General features: G+C 38.0%; 23 protein-coding genes. 21 read left to right on the top strand and 2 right to left on the bottom strand.

The features are described from left to right. Window positions 1-21: 21 nt before the first annotated feature. The 15 genes from O1A01_RS21845 to O1A01_RS21775 all read left to right on the top strand — a co-directional run bounded on the left by O1A01_RS21845 (window position 22) and on the right by O1A01_RS21775 (window position 16,506). A complete protein-coding gene (locus O1A01_RS21845) occupies window positions 22-759 on the top strand; it encodes a hypothetical protein (protein WP_094366187.1) in 738 nt (245 codons plus the stop codon). Between the two features lie 212 nt (window positions 760-971). Further along, entirely contained in the window at window positions 972-1,799 is an 828-nt protein-coding gene (locus O1A01_RS21840) for a YitT family protein (protein ID WP_270066451.1), read from the top strand. A 95-nt stretch (window positions 1,800-1,894) separates the two neighbouring features. Continuing rightward, window positions 1,895-2,233, top strand: coding sequence for a cytochrome c551 (gene cccB, locus O1A01_RS21835; protein ID WP_174522392.1), 339 nt, complete (start codon window positions 1,895-1,897; stop codon window positions 2,231-2,233). Window positions 2,234-2,547: 314 nt separating this feature from the next. After that, window positions 2,548-4,983, top strand: a complete 2,436-nt coding sequence (locus O1A01_RS21830) for a S8 family serine peptidase (protein WP_270064969.1) — start codon at window positions 2,548-2,550, stop codon at window positions 4,981-4,983. Between the two features lie 130 nt (window positions 4,984-5,113). Further along, window positions 5,114-5,362, top strand: coding sequence for a hypothetical protein (locus tag O1A01_RS21825; RefSeq protein WP_270064968.1), 249 nt, complete (start codon window positions 5,114-5,116; stop codon window positions 5,360-5,362). Window positions 5,363-5,405: 43 nt separating this feature from the next. Continuing rightward, the gene (locus tag O1A01_RS21820; RefSeq protein WP_270064967.1) at window positions 5,406-5,786 is read left to right on the top strand and encodes a hypothetical protein; all 381 of its coding nucleotides are present in this window, start codon (window positions 5,406-5,408) and stop codon (window positions 5,784-5,786) included. A gap of 282 nt (window positions 5,787-6,068) precedes the next feature. After that, entirely contained in the window at window positions 6,069-6,755 is a 687-nt protein-coding gene (gene ftsE / locus O1A01_RS21815; RefSeq protein WP_066420378.1) for a cell division ATP-binding protein FtsE, read from the top strand. Then, window positions 6,745-7,638, top strand: a complete 894-nt coding sequence (ftsX, locus tag O1A01_RS21810; RefSeq protein ID WP_066420380.1) for a permease-like cell division protein FtsX — start codon at window positions 6,745-6,747, stop codon at window positions 7,636-7,638. The genes ftsE and ftsX overlap by 11 nt, the downstream gene beginning before the upstream one ends. Before the next feature lie 130 nt (window positions 7,639-7,768). Continuing rightward, window positions 7,769-9,082 carry a murein hydrolase activator EnvC family protein gene (locus tag O1A01_RS21805; RefSeq protein WP_270064966.1) on the top strand — a complete coding sequence of 438 codons (1,314 nt, stop codon included), beginning with the start codon at window positions 7,769-7,771 and terminating at the stop codon, window positions 9,080-9,082. 282 nt (window positions 9,083-9,364) lie between these two features. Then, the gene (locus O1A01_RS21800; RefSeq protein WP_270064965.1) at window positions 9,365-10,840 is read left to right on the top strand and encodes a S41 family peptidase; all 1,476 of its coding nucleotides are present in this window, start codon (window positions 9,365-9,367) and stop codon (window positions 10,838-10,840) included. A gap of 203 nt (window positions 10,841-11,043) precedes the next feature. Next, on the top strand, window positions 11,044-12,234 hold the full coding sequence (locus O1A01_RS21795; protein WP_270064964.1) for a PDZ domain-containing protein: 1,191 nt from the start codon (window positions 11,044-11,046) through the stop codon (window positions 12,232-12,234). A gap of 147 nt (window positions 12,235-12,381) precedes the next feature. Further along, a complete protein-coding gene (locus tag O1A01_RS21790) occupies window positions 12,382-12,915 on the top strand; it encodes a glycerol-3-phosphate responsive antiterminator (protein WP_270064963.1) in 534 nt (177 codons plus the stop codon). Between the two features lie 231 nt (window positions 12,916-13,146). Beyond that, window positions 13,147-14,814: a glycerol-3-phosphate dehydrogenase/oxidase gene (locus O1A01_RS21785; protein WP_270066450.1), complete on the top strand. Its 1,668-nt coding sequence runs from the start codon at window positions 13,147-13,149 to the stop codon at window positions 14,812-14,814. 152 nt (window positions 14,815-14,966) lie between these two features. After that, window positions 14,967-15,161, top strand: coding sequence for a hypothetical protein (locus tag O1A01_RS21780; RefSeq protein ID WP_066420396.1), 195 nt, complete (start codon window positions 14,967-14,969; stop codon window positions 15,159-15,161). A gap of 160 nt (window positions 15,162-15,321) precedes the next feature. Continuing rightward, entirely contained in the window at window positions 15,322-16,506 is a 1,185-nt protein-coding gene (locus tag O1A01_RS21775) for a sensor domain-containing diguanylate cyclase (RefSeq protein ID WP_270064962.1), read from the top strand. On the opposite strand, the gene O1A01_RS21770 is transcribed toward O1A01_RS21775, so the two are convergent. Further along, window positions 16,483-16,716: a hypothetical protein gene (locus tag O1A01_RS21770; protein ID WP_270064961.1), complete on the bottom strand. Its 234-nt coding sequence runs from the start codon at window positions 16,714-16,716 to the stop codon at window positions 16,483-16,485. The two genes, O1A01_RS21775 and O1A01_RS21770, sit on opposite strands and share 24 nt — an antisense overlap. A 476-nt stretch (window positions 16,717-17,192) precedes the next feature. Between O1A01_RS21770 and O1A01_RS21765 the strand changes: the two genes are divergently transcribed. The 5 genes from O1A01_RS21765 (at window position 17,193) to O1A01_RS21745 (ending at window position 20,670) form a co-directional block, all read left to right on the top strand. Next, window positions 17,193-18,764, top strand: coding sequence for a peptide chain release factor 3 (locus O1A01_RS21765; RefSeq protein ID WP_066420398.1), 1,572 nt, complete (start codon window positions 17,193-17,195; stop codon window positions 18,762-18,764). 105 nt (window positions 18,765-18,869) lie between these two features. Next, entirely contained in the window at window positions 18,870-19,262 is a 393-nt protein-coding gene (locus tag O1A01_RS21760) for a hypothetical protein (RefSeq protein ID WP_066420399.1), read from the top strand. Window positions 19,263-19,331: 69 nt separating this feature from the next. Further along, window positions 19,332-19,550, top strand: a complete 219-nt coding sequence (locus tag O1A01_RS21755) for a CsbA family protein (RefSeq protein WP_270066449.1) — start codon at window positions 19,332-19,334, stop codon at window positions 19,548-19,550. Between the two features lie 396 nt (window positions 19,551-19,946). Then, entirely contained in the window at window positions 19,947-20,474 is a 528-nt protein-coding gene (locus tag O1A01_RS21750) for a sigma-70 family RNA polymerase sigma factor (RefSeq protein WP_270064960.1), read from the top strand. Beyond that, complete coding sequence (locus O1A01_RS21745; RefSeq protein ID WP_270064959.1) at window positions 20,449-20,670, top strand: hypothetical protein; 222 nt, start codon at window positions 20,449-20,451, stop codon at window positions 20,668-20,670. Before O1A01_RS21750 ends, O1A01_RS21745 begins: the two co-directional genes overlap by 26 nt. 36 nt (window positions 20,671-20,706) lie before the next feature. On the opposite strand, the gene O1A01_RS21740 is transcribed toward O1A01_RS21745, so the two are convergent. Next, window positions 20,707-21,177: a hypothetical protein gene (locus O1A01_RS21740; RefSeq protein WP_270064958.1), complete on the bottom strand. Its 471-nt coding sequence runs from the start codon at window positions 21,175-21,177 to the stop codon at window positions 20,707-20,709. A gap of 190 nt (window positions 21,178-21,367) precedes the next feature. Between O1A01_RS21740 and uvrB the strand changes: the two genes are divergently transcribed. After that, window positions 21,368-23,344: an excinuclease ABC subunit UvrB gene (gene uvrB / locus O1A01_RS21735; RefSeq protein ID WP_270064957.1), complete on the top strand. Its 1,977-nt coding sequence runs from the start codon at window positions 21,368-21,370 to the stop codon at window positions 23,342-23,344. Window positions 23,345-23,350: the final 6 nt, after the last annotated feature.

Below are 23,350 nucleotides of genomic sequence, written 5' to 3'. Positions count from 1 at the left end.
TGAAATAGTGTTGCAGTTGGCGTGAAAGGAAGTCGGTTTGGCCGAAACCGCGTTGCAGTTGGCGTGAAAGGAAGTCGAGTTGGCCGAAAACACGTTGTAGTTGGCGTGAAAGGAAGTCGGTTTGGCCGAAACCGCGTTGCAGTTGGCGTGAAAGGAAGTCGGTTTGGCCGAAACCGCGTTGCAGTTGGCGTGAAAGGAAGTCAGTTTGGCCGAAACCGTGTTGTAGTTGGCGTGAAAGGAAGTCGAGTTGGCCGAAACCGCGTTGCAGTTGGCGTGAAAGGAAGTCAGTTTGGCCGAAAACACGTTGTAGTTGGCGTGAAAGGAAGTCGAGTTGGCCGAAACCGTGTTGCAGTTGGCGTGAAAGGAAGTCGGTTTGGCCGAAACCGCGTTGCAGTTGGCGTGAAAGGAAGTCAGTTTGGCCGAAACCGTGTTGTAGTTGGCGTGAAAGCGAATCCGGTTGGCACAAAGCCGAACTCGGTTGGCACAAAAGCGAATCCGGTTGGCACAAAAGCCAGCTCGATTGACGCAAAAGTGAACTCGGTTGGCACAAAAGCGAATCCGGTTGGCACAAAAGCCAGCTCGATTGGCGCAAAAATGAACTCAGTTGGCACAAAAGCGAATCCGGTTGGCACAAAAGCCAGCTCGATTGGCGCAAAAGTGATCTCGATTGACGCAAAAGCGAATCCGGTTGGCACAAAGCCGAACTCAGTTGGCACAAAAACCATTCGGTCTACACAAAACGAAGCCTGGTTTCCGTAAAAACCCACCACCCTCCCCCTCTACCGATGCATGAAATTCCCCCTCTTACCACAAACTAACTTTTAGCGCTTTAACACGTTATTCGAGCATCGTTTACATCGAAAAAAGTGCGTGCTATACTCTTTCTGTTTGTGGTTTATATGTTAGCGTAGTTGGAGGGAGCATCTTTGAGCAAACGTAAAAAGAATGATCGAAAAGTAGACAGCCCATTTATGCAAAGGGTGAAAGAATATGGGTACGTTATTATCGGAGCGGCTTTTGTCGCGTTAGCTTTTAATTTATTTTTACTTCCTAACCGTGTAGCATCGGGTGGAGTTAGTGGAATTAGTACTATATTAAATGCAGTGTTAGGCTGGGAACCTGGTATCGTTCAATTATCTTTTAATATTCCGCTATTTTTTGCAGGAGTCGTTTTACTAGGACGTCAGTTTGGATTAAAAACGTTAGTAGGAACGGTAACACTTCCATTAATGGTTTTATGGACGAGAGATATTCAACCTGCGACGATGGATCCGTTACTTGCAAGTCTTTTCGGAGGAATTGGGGTCGGAATTGGGCTTGGGCTTGTGTTTAGAGGAAGAGCGTCTACAGGAGGAACGGACTTAGCAGCGCAAATTATACATAAATATACCGGGCTATCTCTAGGGACGTGCGTTGCCATTATCGACGGTTTAATTGTAATTTCTGCTGCAATTGTTTTTGATATTGAACTTGGTTTATACGCGCTTTTATCTCTATACGTAACAAGTAAAACAATTGATATGGTTCAAGTCGGTATCGGATATTCGAAGACAATTATTATCATTTCCGAAAAAGAAGCGGAAGTTCGTGAAGCAATACTAACAAAATTAGATCGCGGTGTGACAAAGCTAACAGCCCATGGTGGATACACTTTAAATGAAAAGCCGGTGCTTATGTGTGTAGTAAATCAGCAAGAATTCACAAAGTTGAAACAAGTGGTGCAAAGCATTGATGCGTCTGCTTTTGTCGTCGTTATGAATGCTTCAGAAGTGTTAGGAGAAGGGTTTAAACGGGAGTAGGATGGTTATAATAACCAATGGAATGTGGTATTTTTTAAGTATAAGGAATGCGCATCCTTTTTAACTACAAAATTATTGCTAAGGGGGATTTTACCTTGAAAAAATGGTTATTAACATTCGTTTTCGTTAGTACTCTCATTGTCCTTGGTGCTTGTGGTGGTGGAGGAGATAATGCAACGGAAGCTCCTGCACAAGATGCAACAGGCGATGCTGTCAGTGCAGATGCTGAAAAGCTATATCAACAAAGCTGTCAAAGCTGTCACGGTGGTAATTTAGAAGGTGGCTTCGGACCACAACTATCGCAAGTAGGAAATAAATATTCTAAAGAAGAAATTGAAGACATTATTTTAAATGGACAAGGTAATATGCGTGGTGGCTTCTTAAAAGGTGAAGAAGCATCTACTGTTGCTGCATGGTTAGCAGAACATAAATAAAAGTCCTAGTACAAAACTTCTCAGTGAAAAATCATTGGGGAGTTTTTTCTATTTCTATGTAGTTTCCCCCTCGTCTTTTTTCAAAACATAAGTAATTAGCACTAACCTTCGAAATTAAAAATCATGCCTCAATATCTATTTTTCAAAAAACAGCTTGGACTTTCATCCTGTTTATTTCAAACTCTATTGAATATTTAAATAATTAAAAATATAATTTATTTTAGTTTCCGAAATAATTGTAGGAAATTAGTGTCGATTGCAGTCTAATGTTGCGACGTTAGCTGTAAGAATAGTTAAAAAGGGGAGTGGGTCCATTGCGTAACAAACTGGTTACAGCACTAATGATTGTTAGTGCCATCCTATTAGTGTTTAGTTCTTTTTCTGCTGGTGCACAAGTGAACCAAGGGAAAGTAACTAAAGTAGAAGAATTAGCAACTCTATACGGCGAGTATGATTTATCTAGCTCGAAGCCGACAACAGTTATTGTCGAACTAGAAGAAGAGTCTCTTGTCGAAGCAAAGCATAAAGGAAAAGCACAAACGAAGAAAAACTTGAATAATGTTCGTAACCAAGTAAAAAATGAAGTTGGGAAACGTGTTTCTACTTCAAAAGTAGAACGTGAATATGATTACGTATTTTCTGGTTTCGCTGTGGAAGTTCCACAAAACGAGATTCCTAGCTTACTAGCAACTCCTGGCGTAAAAGCAGTTTATCCGAACGTTACATATACAGTAGATTCTTCCACTGAATATGTTGTAGAAGAATCTTATAGCCCAGAAATGTTAGATTCCGCTCCATTTATCGGTTCTAACGAAGCTTGGGATGCAGGTTTCACTGGTGAAGGTGTAACAGTAGCAGTTATCGATACTGGTGTAGATTACACACACCCAGATTTAGCTGGACAATTTGGTGCTTACAAAGGATATGATTTCGTAGATAACGACGAAGATCCACAAGAAACACCTAAAAATGATCCGCGTGGTGCAGAAACAACTCACGGTACACACGTTGCAGGTACAGTAGCAGCGAACGGTCTAATTAAAGGGGTAGCTCCAGAAGCGACGCTTTTAGCATACCGTGTTTTAGGACCTGGTGGTAGCGGTACGACAGCTAACGTTATCGCAGGTATTGAGCGCGCAGTTCAAGATGGCGCTGATGTTATGAACCTATCTTTAGGTAACACGTTAAACAGCCCTGACTTTGCAACGTCTATCGCATTAGATTGGGCAATGGCAGAAGGTGTAGTAGCAGTAACTTCTAACGGAAATAGCGGTCCAAACAACTGGACAGTAGGTTCTCCTGGAACTTCTCGCGATGCTATCTCTGTTGGTGCAACTCAATTACCGTACAACGTATTTACAGCAACAACAACTTCTTCTGACGGAGTATCTTACGCTTCCTCAGCAGTTCAAGGATTCCCATCTGAAGATGCGTTAAAGGCTTTAAATGGACAAAACTTTGATTTAGTAGATGTAGGCTTTGGTTCTCCAGCAGAGTTTGCAGGTAAAGAATTAGAAGGTAAAATCGCATTAATTAGCCGTGGAGCAGGTATCCCATTCGTGGACAAAGCGACAGAAGCTAAAAAAGCTGGCGCAGTTGGTGCAGTTCTTTACAATAACGTAGCTGGTGATATGCCACTAATTCCAGGAATGGACGTTCCAACAATTATGCTTAACCAAGCAGATGGGGAAGCGTTAAAAGCAAAAGTTAATGACGTAACAGTAAGCTTTAACATTGCATTTTCTCACCAAGTAGGTGAAACAGTAGCAGACTTCTCATCTCGTGGTCCAGTAATGGATACTTGGATGATCAAGCCTGACGTTTCAGCACCTGGTGTTGCAATCGTAAGTACAGTACCAACATTTGATCCATCAAATCCATACGGATACGGAGCAAAGCAAGGTACTTCAATGGCAAGTCCACACGTAGCAGGAGCAGCGGCATTAGTATTACAAGCTAATCCTGATTGGGATGTATTCCAAGTAAAATCTGCGTTAATGAATACTGCAGAAGATCTAATTAATCCAGCAACTGGGGAAAGCTATCCACACAATACACAAGGTGCTGGTAGTATCCGTGTACTAGATGCAATCAATGCAGAAACATTAGTTAACCCTGGAAGCTATTCTTTCGGAGTATTTGAAAAGGCAAAAGGAAAAGAAAGTGCACGTCAACATTTCGAAATCCAAAACCTTTCTAATGAAGCTAAACGTTACAACGTCGAATTCACATTCAAAAACGAAGTAGGCAAACATGTAAAAGTTACAACAAGTAACAATACAAGAGTAAACCCAGGTAAAACACAAAAAGTAAATGTAAATGTAACAGTAGATGCTTCTAAATTAGACTCCGGCTATTATGAAGGCTACTTAACAGTTACAGAAGGTGAAACAGTAGTAGAAGTTCCTACAATTCTATTCGTAGGTGAACCAGACTTCCCTCGAGTAACTTCTTTAGGGTTCGATAGCTTAGGAAACAACACATTCGACATTTGGTCTTACTTACCAGGTGGCGCAGATGAGTACGAAGTGTGGATCTACTCTGCAACAGCAACTGGTGGATTAGGTTCTTATGTTGGAGATGCACTTTACGATTCCAACCTTCCTGCTGGTTATGCTGAGCATGTGTGGGATGGTACATTAGTAGATGGTACCGTACTACCTGCTGGTAACTACCGTGTAGTAGTGTTTGCACAAAAAGGTGAATTAAATCGTGCAGTACTAGCAACAGACGTATTAACAATCGAATAATAGTAAAGGTCCAAAAAGTAGAAATTAACTTTTTGGACCTTTTTTTGTTCAGACTAGGAGTAATGATTCTGAACCAACAAGCTTTAAAACATGAGTTGGCTCAAGTGTCCGAACGGTTGGCGTAAAAAGAGTGTCGGTTGGCACAAAAGTCCGAACGGTTGGCACAAAAGGAGTGTCAGTTGGCACAAAAGTCCGAACGGTTGGCACAAAAAGAGTGTCAGTTGGCACAAAAGTCCGAACGGTTGGCGCAAAAGGAGTGTCAGTTGGCACAAAAGTCCGAACGGTTGGCGCAAAAAGAGTGTCAGTTGGCACAAAAGTCCGTACGGTTGGCGCAAAAAGAGTGTCAGTTGGCACAAAAACCCGTACGGTTGGCGCATAAATAGAGTGAGTTGGCGCAAAAACCCGTTCAGATGGCCGAAAAAGTGAATCAGATGGCGCAAAAGTCCTTTCAGTTGGCCGAAAAAGTAGCTCAGTTGGCGCAAAAGTCCATTCAGTTGGCCGAAAAAGCAGCCGAGATGGCGCAAAAACCCGTTCAGTTGGCCGAAAAAGTAGCTCAGTTGGCGCAAAAGTCCATTCAGTTGGCCGAAAAAGTAGCTCAGTTGGCGCAAAAACCCGTTCAGATGGCGCAAAAGCCCGTTCAGTTGGCCGAAAAAGTAGCTCAGTTGGCCGAAAAAGTAGCTCAGTTGATGCATACCACAGTTCCTTTAGCCTATAATAGGCCCCCGGTAGCACAATCCAAAGTCCATTCACGTCAAAGCATCCCCACGAAAAAAAGCAAGATCCCACAGCTACTATCAAAATAAACACAAAAATTTCAAACTTCCCCCACAACAAAACTATTATTTTTTTCTACCTCTACCAAATTAAGATGAAATATGACAAAATAAACCTATATTCCCAATAATCGTTTTAAATTGAAAAGAAAATGTAATATAAATAATGCTCTTTTTGTCGGAATATGATGTTATAATGAGTCTGAACAATTTTGAGATTGAGGATACTTGCCGTTTAAGACAATGGATTAATATAGAGAAGACAATGGATTGATATAGAGAAAATACATTTTCTACTAAAAAGGTGATTACATGATTGAAATGCATAATGTATTTAAAAAATATTCAAATGGTGTACAAGCAGTTAATGGTATAGATATAACATTTAAAGCAGGCGAATTTGCTTACGTCGTAGGACCTAGTGGTGCAGGGAAATCAACATTTATTAAAATGATGTACCGCGAAGAAAAGCCGACAAGCGGTTCCATTATTATTGACGGAATCGATTTATCTAAGCTAAAAGAGCGCCACGTTCCATTATTACGTAGAAAAATAGGCGTCGTGTTCCAAGATTTTAAACTGTTACCACAACTAACAGTTTATGAAAATGTAGCATTTGCGCTAGAAGTTATTGAAGAAACGCCAAAAAGTATTAAAAAACGTGTCATGGAAGTACTAGATTTAGTAAAGCTAAAGCATAAAGCGAGAGCCTTCCCAAATGAACTTTCAGGTGGAGAACAGCAGCGTGTATCTATCGCGCGATCTATCGTTAATAACCCGAAAGTAATGATTGCCGATGAACCTACCGGGAATTTAGATCCTGATACTTCATGGGAAATTATGAAGTTGTTCGAAGAAATTAATGAACGAGGCACGACGATTGTGATGGCAACACATAACAAAGAGATTGTTAACACGATGAAAAGACGTGTTATTGCAATAGAATACGGAAAAATTGCTAGAGACGAAGTGAAGGGGGATTATGGCTATGAAGCCTAGAACATTACTCCGACATTTCAGAGAAAGTTTCAAAAGTTTAGCTCGTAATGGTTGGATGACATTTGCATCCATTAGTGCCGTTACTGTAACGCTACTATTAGTCGGTGTATTCCTCGTTATTATGATGAACTTAAATAACGTGGCGAAGGAAATTGAACAAGACGTTGAAATTAAAGTTTATATAGAAATGACAGCAACAGAAGAAGAGCAAAATCAATTACAAGCAGATTTAGAAAAAGTTTCGAAAGCTGAATCTGTTGTATTTTCATCTAAAGATAGTGAATTAGAAAGTTTAAAGGATAGCTTTGGTGAAGATGGCGCTATTTTAGACCTTTTTGAACAAAGTAATCCACTATATGATGTGTTTATTGTCAAAACAAAGACTCCACAAGATACCTTTGATGTAGCAAAACAAATTGAGGGCTTTGACAATGTTGCGAAAGTAGTGTTTGGTCAAGAAACGGTGGAAAGGCTCTTCCAAATCTTTAATATAGCTCGTAACATCGGACTCGCATTAATTTTAGGGTTAGTATTTACGGCGATGTTCCTAATATCTAACACTATTAAAATAACTATTTTTGCAAGAAGAAAAGAAATTGAAATTATGAAACTAGTAGGGGCAACAAATTGGTTTATCCGCTGGCCGTTTTTCCTAGAAGGTCTTTGGTTAGGTGTTCTTGGTGCATTTTTACCAATTGCGATTATTTTAACATCGTATTATTACCTCATTGATCTAGTTCAACCAAAAGTAACATCTCAATTTTTACAATTCTTACCTTTCTTCCCGTTCGCATTCCAAGTTGTAGGCATTTTAGTTGCTATCGGTGCGTTTATCGGAATTTGGGGTAGTATGATGTCTGTCCGTAAGTTTTTAAAAGTATAAAATAGTCGAGTATTAGTAGATTGCTATATAAATAGTGTTCCCTTAAAACGATTAAGGAAAACATGAAATGCTCGTCTTTTTGAGGAGGGTTATACCTCCTCGTATACATAAACGTTTGAGGAGGATCAAAATGAGAAGGAAAATCGGCATAGGTATTATTGCAGCGGTCATCGGTTTATCTGTTGTATTTTCAACGAACTACTCAGATACAACATTCGCAAATGGGTTGCAAGAAAAACTTAACGAAAATAAGGAAGCTCAATCAAATCTTGAATCTTCTTTAAATGAAAAACAAGAAGAAGTGAACAAATTACAAGCAGAACAAGCTCAAACTGAAGCGGAAATTACTCGTTTAGACAAAGCGGTGGAAGAAACGAAGGCTAAAATCCGTACGAAAAAAGATGAAATTGAAACGACTCGTCAAGATATTGAACAGTTAAAGAAAGAAATTGAAGCATTAATGGAAAGAATTGAACGTCGTACTGCATTGTTAGAAGACAGAGCGCGTACGTTCCAAACAGGTGGAGGCGCTATTAACTATATTGATGTAGTTTTAGGAGCGCAAAGCTTTAGTGACTTTATTGACCGTGTAAATGCAGTTGCCCTTATTTTGCAAGCTGACAGAGATATCGTCCAAGCACATGAAGATGACTTAAAGCTTTTAGAAGATAAAGAATTAGAACTACGTAGTAAACTTTCTAACTTAGAAACGCAATTAACAGAGCTAGAAGGCTTAGAGAAGAGTCTAGAAGGTCAAATTGCGGAAAAAGCAAAAATTATGGATAAATTAAAGAAACAAGAACAAGAAGCGATGCATGAAATTCATGAAATTGAAGATGAAGCTGCATTCTTAAGAGCACAAGAAAGAGCGATTCAATCGCAAATAAAAGCAGAAGAAGAACGTAAAAAGCGTGAAGAAGAAGAGCGCAAACGCCGTGAAGCAGAGCAAGCAAAACAAGCTTCTAGTAATAGTAATAACGGAGGAAGCTCAAGTGGTAATAATTCAACTGGTACAGCACCAGCCCCTGCAGTAACTAGTGGTAACTTTATGAGACCAGCTACAGGGCGTGTAACATCAGAATTTGGCCCACGTTGGGGAACGTTCCACTACGGTATCGATATCGGTAAAAACGGTAGAAAAGAAGATGTTCCTATTGTTGCAGCAGCATCTGGTACAGTATTCCGTTCAAGCTATACACCATCATACGGTAATGCTGTATTTATTACTCATAATATTGATGGACAAGTTTGGACTACGGTTTACGCCCACTTAGAAAACCGTGCAGTTGGTGAAGGTCAATATGTAGAAAAAGGTCAGTACCTCGGCATGATGGGGAATACAGGTCATTCTACTGGACCACACTTACACTTTGAATTACACAAAGGACCTTATCAGTTCCCGCGTGTTAACGCTGTAAATCCGAGAAATTACATTAATTTCTAATTTGCATAAAATGTACAAGCTTTTCATATACTAGTTATTAATTAAGGCATTACACTTTAAACGTGTAATGCCTTTTCTACACATATTTCCACAAGTAAATGATAGGCTCAACTTTTCGTTTTGCTATATGACTATGTTACAATAGTCTTTAAATGGAAGTGTAGAAATTCGATTTTGCGTCATATTGCGCACTTGTAAGTTGCTGTAACTTAAGGCATCGCCGTTTTCTTTTCTACATAGTATGAACGAAACGAGACTTAAAAAATGCAGGGGGTTTTTCGGATGAATCGTAAATTAGTGACCGCCGTAATGGTGCTTTCACTTTTATTAGGTGCCGGCGCAATGTACGTTGGACTCCAAGTTTTTGGAGATTCACCTGTATCAACAACTACTTCACCAAATTCTTCAAATGAAAATTCAAATGCAAAAAAAGAGAAAGAAGTAGTCATTAATGTTGATGAGCAAATGAAAAAAATTCAACAAGCGTTTGAATTAATTTCAACAGAGTACGTCGAGCAAGTCGACCAAATGGAACTAATTGAAGGTGCTATTCAAGGGATGGTTAGCACGTTAGAAGATCCTTATTCTACATATATGGATAAAGATACGGCAGAACAATTTACACAATCATTAGAGTCTTCTTTTGAAGGAATTGGTGCAGAGGTGGGTATGCAAAATGGAAAAGTAACGATTATTTCTCCATTTCGTGATTCTCCGGCTGAAAAGGCAGGGTTACAGCCAAATGATCAAATTATAAAAGTAGATGATGAAGACATTGCCGGCTTAGATTTATACCAAGCAGTGTTAAAAATTCGTGGTGAAAAAGGCACGGTCGTTAAACTAGAAGTGGAACGACCAGGAGTAAATGAATCGTTTGTTGTAAACGTAACGAGAGATACGATTCCGTTAGATACCGTTTATTCGAAAACGTTTGAGCAAGATGGGAAAACGGTAGGATACATTCAAATTACTTCTTTTGCCCAAGAAACGTCGGCTGATTTCCAAGATCAACTTAATGAACTAGAAAACAGTGGTATTGATGGATTAATCATTGATGTTCGTGGAAATCCAGGTGGGCTGTTAGATCAAGTTCAGACGATTTCATCAGAGTTTATTACGAAAGATAAACCGTATGTTCAAATAGAACAACGAAACGGCGAGAAGCAGAGATATTTCTCCTCTTTAACTGAAGAAAAATCGTATCCAATCGTAGCACTAATTGATAAAGGTAGTGCTTCCGCTTCTGAAATTTTAGCAGGTGCTTTAAAAGAAGCTGGAGGATACGACATTATTGGTGAAGCTTCATTTGGTAAAGGAACGGTACAGCAAGCAGTTCCATTTACGGATGGTAGTAACATAAAATTAACGCGTTACAAATGGTTAACTCCAGATGGTAACTGGATTCATAACGATGGAGTTACGCCTACAATAGAAGTACGTCAACCTGACTATTTTTACGCTAGTCCAATTGTGTTAGAAGACGGAGAAGAGTTAGTGTTTGATTCTAACAATGAAAAAGTAAAAAATGTGCAAGTGATGCTTCAAGGATTAGGACTAGAGCCTGGTCGTGCGGATGGCTATTTCAGTAAGCAAACTGAAGAAGTAATCCGTCAATTCCAAAAGGATAAAGGCATTTCCGTTACTGGAAAGGTCAATAGTGAAACAGCAGAATTGATCCAAACGGACTTACTAGAGGCAGTTCGTGCAGAAGAAAATGATGCTCAACTCCAAGAAGCAATTAAAGTTTTAGGTCGTTAATAAAAGAGGTTGTCCGATATAAGTGTTCATTCACTTATAATCGGGCACCTCTTTTTTGCTTATGTTAATATTTTCACATCCTAACTACGAAAAAACAGGTGAAAAGTTTCGTACCTTTGTTAGTTGTGGAAATTTTCTATACTTCTTATCGCCTTTTCTATGATAAAATAAAGAGTAAAATGAGCTGAATAGGCGGTGTAAATGTGTTTGAGGCTTGGGGAATTGAATTATTAAAAGCAATTGGTCGTTTTTTTATCCATCCTGTACCTTACGTTATTGTTGCTGTAGCATTACTCCTTGGTTATATGCGGATAAAAAGAGAGCGATATGACTTCCATATAAGAGTATATGATATTTTTCATGAGCTTCGATTTGCCATTCAACCTATGCTGATGGGATTAGCTCTCTCTATTTTCACGATAGGTCTAGGAGTAATCATACCGTTCAGTACAATATTTTTTATTAGTATTATTACTGTCCTTTTAGCTCTCACATTAAGGCCAAAATGGCTATCGGCAAGCTTTATATTTGGAGTAACAATACTAGCTATTTTAGTGTTGCCTCAATTTACTACAGGCGTATCATTAATTGATGATCAAATTCAATCAATGGCGACGACTCATATTCCGAGCATAACGTTCCTTTTAGCTACGTTTGTGATCGTAGAAGGGTTGTTAATTTGGAAGCAAGGGTCCCGTTTGACGACGCCGCAACTAGAGAAAAGTAAGCGTGGTTTACCAGTCGGAGCGCATGAAACTAGTCGAGTATGGCTCATTCCGTTATTTTTATTTTTACCTGGGACAGGCCTTCAATCAACAGTCGAATGGTGGCCAGTATTTTCTTACGGAGAACAAACTTTCTCTCTTTGGATTGTTCCGTTTGCATTAGGTTTCTCGCAACGATCGTATACTGCTGTACCGAAACAAGCCTTTGCTCTTACAGGTAGACAAATCTTTGCATTAGGGATTGTATTATTTCTACTAGCAGTTGGTACTATATGGGTAGAATGGTTAACATTAGCTGCAGTTATTTTAGCAATTGTAGGAAAAGAATGGATTACTTATATGGGTAGGAAAAGAGAAGAAGAAGCCCCACCTATTTTCGTTCATCGCGACAAAGGGTTAATTGTGCTTGGTATTATTCCAAGTAGTGTAGCGGAGAAAATGAATGTAGAAATTGGTGAAATTATTTTAAAAGTAAACGGCATGACAGTGTCATCTGTACAACAATATTATGAAGCATTACAATCGAATCGAGCTTTTTGTAAACTACAAGTACTTGACGAAAATAACGAACTCCGTTTTGAACAACGTGCCCTATACGAAGGAGAACACCACGAATTAGGTTTCTTACTCGTTCAAGAGGGGAAGAGATGGAAAAAAGAAGCGGTGTAACAATATAAAAAACTACTTAGCATTAGTCTAAGTAGTTTTTTCTTGTATTAAATTTTTGTTATGTGCATGTAAAAAAGAACGTTTAAGTAATACTATTTGCACTTCTCATGATAAGATAGAAGAAAATTACCATGTAGAGGTGGTCAATTGTTTCCTACTGTTATCCCTGCTATCCGTAATATAAAGGACTTTGAATATGTGCTAAAAAAAGACCATGAGCATATTATATTTTTAGAAACACGACTTTCCCAAGTAGACAGTATCGTGAAGCATGCGAAACAGCATAACAAAAAAGTATTGATGCATGCCGATCTCATTCAAGGATTAAAAGTGGATGAATATGGACTAGAGTATTTAATTAATAACGTGAAAATAGATGGAATTATTTCAACGAGAGCGAACGTTATAGCTTTTGCAAAAAAGCACCAAGTAATTGGAATCCAACGGTTATTCGCCTTAGATAGTCATGCACTTGATCATAATTTAAAGCTATGCAAAAAAGTTCAGCCGGACTACATAGAAGTACTTCCCGGAATTATACCGAGTGTTAATAAAGAAATTATCGAAAAAACAGGCATTCCCCTAATAGCGGGTGGATTAATCCGTACAGAAGAGGATGTGCAGCATTCTTTAAAAAGTGGTGCCATTGCTGTTACGACCTCCAATAGGAATCTTTGGTAATAGATGATTCATTGCTTTATATTTTTTTAGAATATTGTTATAATGAAACTAAGTTAATAATTTGGGCGGAGAACTCGAGAGACCACATCACTCTACTTTTCGGAAACGAAAATAGAGTTGATTTGTGGTCTCTTTTTTTGTTATCTTTCGCCTTTCATTGCTAGATTTTTAAAGTGAGTGCTAAACAGTTGTCTTGAATAATATATTGCTATTATGAAAGGAACGATTATGATGCAATTTTCTAATGTAAATAGAGTAGAAATAAAGAAAAAAATGCAAAGTGAACCGTTAGATCTACTAGTTATTGGTGGTGGAATTACTGGTGCTGGCATTGCTTTAGATGCAGCTACGAGGGGAATGAAGGTTGCCGTTGTGGAAATGCAAGACTTCGCTGCGGGCACATCGAGCCGATCAACAAAACTTGTCCATGGTGGGTTACGGTATTTAAAACAATTCGAAATCGGAGTTGTTGCAGAAGTTGGGAAAGAGCGGGCGATTGTGTATGAAAATGGCCCACATGTCACAACACCGGAATGGATGATGTTACCGTTCTACAAAGGTGGAACGTTTGGCCCTCTCACAACGAGTATCGGATTGAAAGTGTATGATTTTTTAGCTGGTGTTAAAAAAAGTGAACGAAGAAAGATGTTAAAGCCTGAAGTTGCAATAGCACGAGAACCCCTATTAAAACGGTCTGGTCTGAAGGGGGCGGGTTTGTATGTGGAATATAAAACAGATGATGCCCGTCTAACGCTTGAAGTGATAAAAAAGGCAGTAGAAATGGGAGCACAAGCTCTTAATTATATGCAGGTTGTTGCATTAGTTTACGAAAATAATAAAGTAGTTGGTGTGAAAGCGGAAGACTTAATAGATGGGTCTATAGTAGAAATACGTGCGAAAAAAACGGTGAACGCGGCAGGTCCATGGGTCGATACGTTAAGAGAAATGGATAAGTCAAAAAAAGGGAAAACGTTGCAATTAACGAAAGGAATTCATTTAGTGTTTGATGGAAAAAGGTTTCCGCTCAAGCAGGCTATTTATTTTGATACAAAGGATGGGAGGATGATCTTTGCTGTTCCGAGAGACGGAAAAACTTACGTAGGTACGACAGACACAGTATATAAAGGGGACATTGCTCATCCGAAAGTTACAGTTGAAGACCGTGATTATGTTTTAACAGCGATTGACTTTATGTTTCCTGACGTAAAAATATCAGCTAATGATGTTGAATCAAGCTGGGCTGGGCTTAGACCGTTAATTCATGAAGATGGAAAATCTCCATCTGAAATTTCTCGGCGGGATGAAATATTTATCTCGGAATCTAATTTTATTTCCATTGCAGGAGGTAAATTAACAGGGTATCGGAAAATGGCCGAACAAATAGTAGATGTAGTTGCTAGGCAAATTCATAAAGAAGAAGGAATTAGCTTTCCGAATGCTAGTACGAAGTCCTTACCAATCTCCGGTGGGGATGTAGGTGGTTCGGAAGGATTTAAAAAATTTATTACTCTAAAGCGGATGGAAGTAAAGAATATTGGTTTTAGCGAAGAAATTGCAGAACAACTAATTTACCGCTACGGATCTAATGTAGATATAGTTTTTAACATTTACAAAAAAGAGAAAGAAAAGGCTAAAGAGGAAGGACTTGATCCAGTTGTTTATGCTTGCTTAAAATATAGTATCGATTATGAGCTGGCATTTACACCGAGTGACTTCTTCATTAGACGCACTGGGGCAATCTTCTTTAATATTCGTTGGGTACTTGAGCATAAGAATTCTGTTACAATATTTATGAAAAAAGTGTTCCGATGGACAGATGAGCAGTACAAAGAGTATAAACAAGAGTTGGAACAGCTAATTTATGAGACTACTAACCCTTTAACAGAAAAGGAATATTAAAAGTTTGCTTTTTTTGAAAAGGAAATCTTTTCTTTCATTTAAGATATTTCTGCCATATTTATGTTGTAATTGTAGATAACATATTTATGGTAATTATGATAATCTAGATGTAAAGGTATTCATTGCAAATGGTTAAGGAGGTTTTCGGAAAAATGGAAATTGCCATTGTGGTAGCATTGCTTATCGGAGTGGGATCTGCAATTGCGACATTGATGTTAGGTGGAAAGAGTGATGAAAACTATCGTGGTGCTGCAAAAAGAAATAGCATTAATTTATCGTTAATTTATACAGTTGTTATTATTTTATCATTTGCGGCTCTCGGAATATATCTTGTATGGTTTGTTTAATAGATGGGCAATCACATATCCAGTGTGATTGTCTTTTTTATTCAGAAAAATGCAATGCGGAATGGGAAAAATTCCAAAAGTATAATTCATTTAAAATAAATTTTACAAAACGTATAATAGTAATATTGCATTTAAATCATTTTTTAAAGGAGCAACAAAAATGAAATATAAAGGTAGAATTGTTGCGCTAAGTATATGGTTAATTTTGTTGTTGTCCTTTGTACTTATAGTTGCATTAAATATTGAATTAAATAGAATGGTAAAGTATATAAGTGTTTTTTTATTGCTTATTCCGGCCTGGTTCATAGGAAATCAGTTTGATAGAATTTCTTTTTACATGAATCAATTAAATGTAAATAAGCAACAGTTGGATGATAAAAACAGATTGTTAGAAAGCAGTAAAAAAGAGATTGATGAAATATATGAGAACCTTCATTTAATGTATTTTTCCTACAATCCGAAAAAAAATAAAATGAGTGTATCGAAAGGAATCGAGCTAATAAGCGGGTATACGAAAGATGACTTTTCGGCGAACTTTATACTTTGGAGAGAACTTGTTCACCAAGAAGATAAAGAAAAAGTGAGTGAAAAACTAGAACAATTATTTTTAGGCAAGAGTATCTCGAACCTACAGCATAGAATTATTGATAGTAACGAAGAAGTGCGTTGGGTGTCGCTGAATGCGAACATTTTATATGATGATGAACATCAGGACGTACAAAAAATTGTTGGAACCGTTACAGATATATCGGAGCAAAAACAGCTGGAAGATAAGTTGAGACATTTAGCCTATTACGATAATTTAACGAATTTACCTAACCGATTGTTACTCCATAATCATCTCAAAAGAGCAAAGGCTAGAGCAAAAAGAAATAATCATAATTTAACGATTTTGTTTATGGACCTTGATGGCTTCAAACAAGTGAATGATACACTTGGGCATGATGTTGGAGACCTATTACTAAAAGAAGTAGCCTACCGGTTAGAAAATTGTGTGCGGGAAGAAGATCTAATTTCGAGAATTGGTGGAGATGAATTTATTATCGTTTTGGAAGAAACGGATAATGAAGACGTTAGAAAGATTGCGGAAAGAATTGTAAGTGCAATTTCAGAGCGATACGATTTAAATGGGAACAAGACAGAAGTTACTCCTAGTATCGGGATCAGTGTATTTCCTGAACATGGGGAAGAGATAGAAGTTTTACTGAAAAATGCTGATAAAGCGATGTACGCTGCTAAAAATAACGGAAAAGCCCAATACGTTTTTTATGAAACGACGCTAGAAAACTTCCAATTGAAAAAGTCTATTTTTGAAAAAATATTAAGCGCTTTTCAACGAAATTAAACAAAAATAAAAGAACGACTTTTCACCTCTATCATCTAGATAACGGGATTGTCGTTCTTTTTTGTATAATTGCTGAAGTTTTTCTTGCTTTGTTTTTGTTTTCTTCGTCGTTAAGTTCGCTAGTGCATACACTCCACGACCGTTTTCAGGATTACGCTTTCCTTCTCGTTCTAGCTTTTCACGATATTTCTTTGCTTTACTTTTTGCCATACTGTATCATCCTTTCCTCTCTGTTTCTTCTATTATACACATTTTCGATCAACTTGTTTATAAAACTGTGTATGATCAATATTAAATAAATAGTTATACACAATTACTATAAATGTGGATAAATACCGGCAACTGTAAAGGTTTAATTCACTATTACCGAAGTGTTTATACACAAAAACACAAAAGAAATGCACAATTGTTAGTAAATAAGGGCGAAAATGGAGGGTCTGTGGATTAGTAGTTGAGAAAAATATTTTATATTCACAATATTTTTGCTAGTTATACACAATAGTTTGTACATTAAACATATTTAGGTAAGAAATGTGGATAATATTCAGAATAATATGGAAAGAAGTCCGCAAAATAGCTGTTAATTATACACAAGTCGTAAAAAGGAAAAAACTTTATTTCTTCGGACAAATGATATCTGCTATAATATTTCTATTCCTAAAAATGAGAAGAGGCAGGTTGAATTTGTGAACAACTTAACTAATGAAATAGATCGTCGTAGGACGTTTGCGATTATCTCTCACCCGGATGCTGGAAAAACAACGTTAACAGAAAAATTATTAGTTTTTGGTAACGTTATTCGTTCAGCGGGTACCGTAAAAGGTAAAAAATCAGGGAAATTTGCTACGTCTGACTGGATGGAAATCGAGAAGAAACGTGGAATCTCGGTAACTTCCAGTGTTATGAGTTTTGAATATATGGACCGTCATATTAATATTCTGGATACTCCAGGACACGAAGACTTCAGTGAAGATACGTATCGTACATTAACAGCAGTAGATAGTGCAGTAATGATTATCGACTGTACAAAAGGTGTGGAGCCTCAAACGATTAAGCTTTTCAAAGTTTGTCGTATGCGTGGTATTCCAATCTTTACGTTCATCAATAAGTTAGACCGTGAAGGAAAAGAGCCGTTAGAGCTGTTAGAAGAAATTGAAGAAGTGTTAGGAATTGAGTCTTACGCGATGAACTGGCCAGTTGGTATGGGGAAACGCTTCTTAGGAGTGTATGACCGTTACAATGAAGTGTTCATTCGTTGGCAAGGTAAAGAAGAAGAGCAACATATTCCTTTTTCTGAGCTAGATGATGTGAAAGAAATTTCAGAACATCCAACGTTTGTTCAAGCGAAAGATGACTTTGAACTGTTAGAAGAGGCAGGAAACGATTTTTCCATTGAAAAAGTGAAGAATGGACTTCAAACACCAGTCTTTTTCGGAAGTGCGATTGCGAACTTCGGTGTAGAAATGTTTTTCCGAACGTTTATCGACCTTGCAAATGAGCCACAACCGCGTCAAACAGTGGCGGAAAGTGTGAAGCCGCAATCTGAACAGTTTTCTGGCTTTATTTTCAAAATACAAGCGAACATGAATCCGGCTCACCGTGATCGTCTAGCATTCCTACGCGTTTGTTCCGGAGTGTTTGAAAGAGGAATGACGGTAAAAGTTAGTCGCACTGATAAAGCGATTAAGTTAACGCAGTCTCAACAGTTTTTAGCATCTGACCGTGAAACAGTAGAGCACGCTTATCCAGGTGATATTATCGGTATTTACGATCCAGGAGTGTATCAAATTGGTGACTCTTTATATAGTGGAAACCAACAAGTCGAGTTTGATGAAATCCCAACGTTTGCTCCAGAGCTTTTCGTAAAAGTAACAGCGAAAAACGTTATGAAAGGGAAGCAATTTGGGAAAGGTATTACGCAGCTCGTTCAAGAAGGTGCCATCCAATTATACCGTCAATACGGAACAGACGATTACATCTTAGGTGCGGTTGGTCAGCTACAGTTAGATGTATTTGAATACCGTATGAAAGGGGAATACAACGTCGAAGTTGTATACCAAATGATTGGATCGAAAATCCCTCGTTGGTTAGAAGATCAAAAAGTCGATACGAACTTGTTTGATTCCCGTAACATGTTAGTAAAAGACCGTAATGGCGATTATGTTGCACTATTCGACAACGACTTCTCATTACGCTGGTTCCAAGATAAAAACCCTAAAATCAAACTTATTGATATTATGGCTCAAGATGAAGAATAAGGTGAAAAAAGGCTCTGTAGTTTTAGAGCCTTTTTCTATTTTTATATTGAAAAAGTGCGCATTCTGTCGATATAAAGGAAAAGAACGCTGAAAGAAGTGAATATCATGAAGGAACTCAGTAAATATGTAACTGGTCATATGACAGTTTTACAATTGAATGGGCGGGAAATAGAAACAGGTAAGTGCTCCATTTTTTTATACAAGCTGTCAATGCAAGGGATGATTATTATTAGTAACATTAATTTCCCAGAAGGAACAGATACTCTTTTACAGTTTCAATTTACAGTGAAAAATAAACCGTACACGTTAAAGGCGAAAATTGATAAATGGATTCCGAACAGTAAAGAAGGACAGTTTACGTATATGGTAATGTATGAAACTCAAAACATGAAAGAAGAAGATGATCTTTTCCAATTCGTAAATACTTTACAACTAGCTAATAAAAATAAAAATTTAAGTAGAGTGGTAGAAACTTCGCTAGAACTATCATTTGCGTAAGGAAAATAATCGGAAACCTGTTATAATATACGTACGAGTGAATAGAAAGAGGTTTTCGAATTGTTAGCTATTAAAATAATTGTTGCGCTCTTTTTGCCAGCATTATTAGTTGTTTTGTTTACGAGGGTAACGTACAACCTATATGTAGGCACTGGTTTAGCCTTAGCGTTACTTATTGCTTCGTATTATAAAGGTTATACAGATGAATGGTACATTATTGCGATTGATATGATGTCCTTACTCTTCGGCTTTTTGTATGGGAGAAGGGTAATAAGAAATTTAAAGTGAGAGGATGTAATCTAATGTTACATTCTCTTATTTAGTTTTCCCTTTACATCTTTAAAATAGAGATGTGTTAAAACATAGTCCGTTCCACTTCGCTACAGCCACTTGCTTTCCGCGGGGAGAAACGGGAGCCTCCTCGGGCTAAAGCCCTGTGGGGTCTCCCGATTCCTCTTCTTCCCGCAGGAGTCAAGTGGCTTCCGCTCCGTTTCACTCACAGTTTAAAACACTTAAGTCATGTAAAACCGCAATTACCCTATTTTTATTTCAAACTACACCCTAAATAGTTAGTTGATTTCAACGCAACATGTTTTCATTTCAAAAAAATACCTTCAAAATTGAAACTAGAAATCTGCTACTACCGTCTAATGGGCATAGTTGAATGGGGAAGGGGGAGATCCCTTGTTGGAGGAAGAGAAAAGGCGAGTCATTGAAGAGGCGTTAGAGATGTACGGGGAAGAGGTTAAACGGTTAATTTATACGTATGTGAAGGACTTCGATGTAGTAGACGACCTTTTTCAAGAAGTGTTTGTAAAAGTATATTTTCACCTCGATTCTTTTAGAGGAGAGAGTGAGTTAAAAACATGGATCTATCGAATTGCGATTAATCGAAGTAAAGATTATTTGCGAAGTTTTAAATATAGAGTGTTGCAATTACTGCAGCCAGTACAGTCGGAAGATGTGGAATCAAAAGTGCTTTTAAAAGAAAGAAATGATGAGGTAGCCTCATATGTTTTTCAATTGCCTATTAAATACCGAGAAATTATTATTTTATATTACTATCGAGATTTAAGTGTGGATGAAGTAGCGACCGTGCTTCATATTAGTGCAAATACAGTAAAAACAAGACTAGTTCGAGGAAGAGAAAGGCTACGCAAAATGTTGGAAGAGGGAGGAACCGTAGATGAAAGAACCTTTAGACAAGGATAAATTTAAGCGGAATATGGACGAATACATTTCCAGCCATTCGTTGTTTTCTGCTATTGACCAATCGAGAGTGTTAGAGCGTATTGATAAGGCAAAGCGAAGGAAACGTTTATGGAAGCGTCCAAAGCTTCTATTAGTTTTAATCTTCTTCGGGCTGTTATTGGTTATTATATTTGGTTTTCGTACAACTGGCATGTAGGCGGGAGTGATTGTTCCTGCCTACATTTACAATATTTCACTCTACTTCAGCAGCTTTTTCCTGATATTCTACTAATTGCTGTACTTCCTCTTCGGTTGTCTCTACAAGCTCTGCAGGTCGGACAACCCATATCGGATCAGCACCGAACGTTTCTCCGTAACCGATGAGTACTCCATGGATTGTCACTACATCACCAATTTGAATATCTTCTTCAATAGCTCTCTCAAACGTAACGAGAATAGAAGGTAAGTAAGGCTCCTTCAGCTCTATCGTTCTTTCATCTTGTATTCGATGAACAGTAGCTGTCCAGCGTACTGATTTCTCTTTATTTTGTTTAATATAATCATGCACATATAGACCATCTATTTCACTATATAAAAATTCTTCGTCTCTATTATGTAGCGCCCTTTCGTCTAAATAGTCCAAATCTAGCACTTTTATTGGAATACTACTGTTAGAGCAAGCGACCATTAAAAAGAAAAGGATCGATACTTTCCAAATTTTCACCTTCATCCCACCTTTCCACACCATTTTACTTTTCCAAAATAAGAACAGCAACTCTTACTATCAATGACCTACATATTGAAAAGTAAATGTCGAATAGAAAAATAGAATATTTGTTCGCTTTTTTGTGTTTTTTTATACCTTTTGTGGTAAGATATAATATAGATTTTAAGAACGGATTGGAGGCTTATGTGTGCAAAACGAGTTTGAATTAGTATCAAAGTATCAACCGCAGGGGGACCAGCCAGGAGCAATTCAAGAACTAGTCGATGGAATTAATAATGGTAAAAAGCATCAAACATTACTAGGAGCTACTGGGACAGGTAAAACTTTTACCATTTCTAACGTTATTAAAGAAGTAAACAAGCCAACGTTAATTATCGCACATAATAAAACGTTAGCTGGTCAGTTATATAGCGAATTTAAAGAGTTTTTCCCAAACAATGCAGTCGAATATTTCGTCAGCTACTATGATTACTATCAGCCAGAAGCGTACGTGCCTTCCACAGATACATTTATTGAAAAAGACGCAAGCATTAATGACGAAATTGATAAACTACGCCACTCAGCGACGGCATCTCTCTTTGAGCGAAACGATGTTATCATCATTGCGAGTGTTTCTTGTATTTACGGTTTAGGTTCTCCAGAAGAATATCGCGACTTAGTCGTTTCTCTACGAGTAGGAATGGAAAAAGAGAGAAACGAATTACTTCGAAACTTAGTCGACATTCAATACGATCGTAATGACATAGACTTTCGCCGTGGTACATTCCGGGTGAGAGGAGATGTAGTGGAAATTTTCCCAGCATCTCGTGATGAGCATTGTGTACGAATTGAGTTTTTCGGTGACGAAATTGATCGCATCCGAGAAGTCGATTCTTTAACAGGCGAAATACTAGGAGACCGCAATCATATTTCAATCTTTCCGGCTTCCCACTTCGTTACTCGTGAAGAAAAGATGCGAAAAGCGATTGTGAATATTGAGGCGGAGTTAGAAGAGCGTCTTGCGGAATTACGTGAAAATAACAAGCTACTAGAAGCACAACGATTAGAACAGCGTACTCGTTACGACTTAGAAATGATGCGAGAAATGGGATTTTGTTCAGGGATTGAAAACTATTCACGTCATTTAACGTTACGTCCTTCAGGCTCTACACCATATACATTAATCGACTTCTTTCCAGAAGATTTCTTATTAGTAATTGATGAGTCGCACGTAACATTACCGCAAATTCGTGGCATGTTTAATGGCGACCAAGCACGTAAACAAGTGTTAGTCGACCACGGCTTCCGTTTACCATCGGCGAAAGATAACCGTCCTCTTCGTTTTGAAGAATTTGAAGAAAAGGTGAGTCAAGCTGTTTTCGTATCAGCAACACCAGGACCGTACGAATTAGAGCATACACCGGAAATGGTTGAGCAAATTATTCGTCCGACTGGCTTGTTAGATCCGACTGTCGAGGTGCGACCAATTCATGGTCAAATCGATGATCTACTAGGTGAATTACATAAACGTATTGAGAAAAACGAACGTGTTCTTATTACAACATTAACGAAAAAAATGTCCGAAGACTTAACAGCGTATTTAAAAGACATAGGTATAAAGGTTGCTTACTTACATTCAGAAATAAAAACGTTAGAACGAATTGAAATAATACGTGAACTCCGCATGGGTAAATACGACGTTCTTGTCGGAATTAACCTTTTGAGAGAAGGACTAGATATTCCAGAAGTATCGTTAGTAGCTATTTTAGATGCTGACAAGGAAGGTTTCTTACGTTCAGAACGATCTCTCATTCAGACGATGGGACGTGCTGCAAGGAATGCAAGTGGTCACGTTATTATGTATGCAGATAAAATAACGAACTCGATGAAAATTGCGATAGATGAAACGAAACGCCGTCGTGAAGTTCAGCAAGAATACAACGAAAAACACGGTATTACACCAAAGACCATCCAAAAAGATATTCGCGATGTTATTCGTGCAACGATTGCTGCAGAGGAAACCGAGAATTACGATGCGGTGTTAACATTACCAAAGACGAAGAAAGAGCGCGAAGAACTAATCGAAAGCCTAGAGCGAGAAATGAAAGAAGCGGCAAAAGATCTCGACTTCGAAAGGGCAGCCGAGCTTCGTGACTTACTATTAGAACTAAAAGCAGAAGGATGATAGAAG

This window comes from Sutcliffiella sp. NC1 (assembly GCF_027594365.1).
GTDB lineage: Bacteria > Bacillota > Bacilli > Bacillales > Bacillaceae_I > Sutcliffiella > Sutcliffiella cohnii.
Note: the sequence above shows the minus strand (reverse complement) of the source record. Positions and strands in the feature narration are given on the sequence as shown.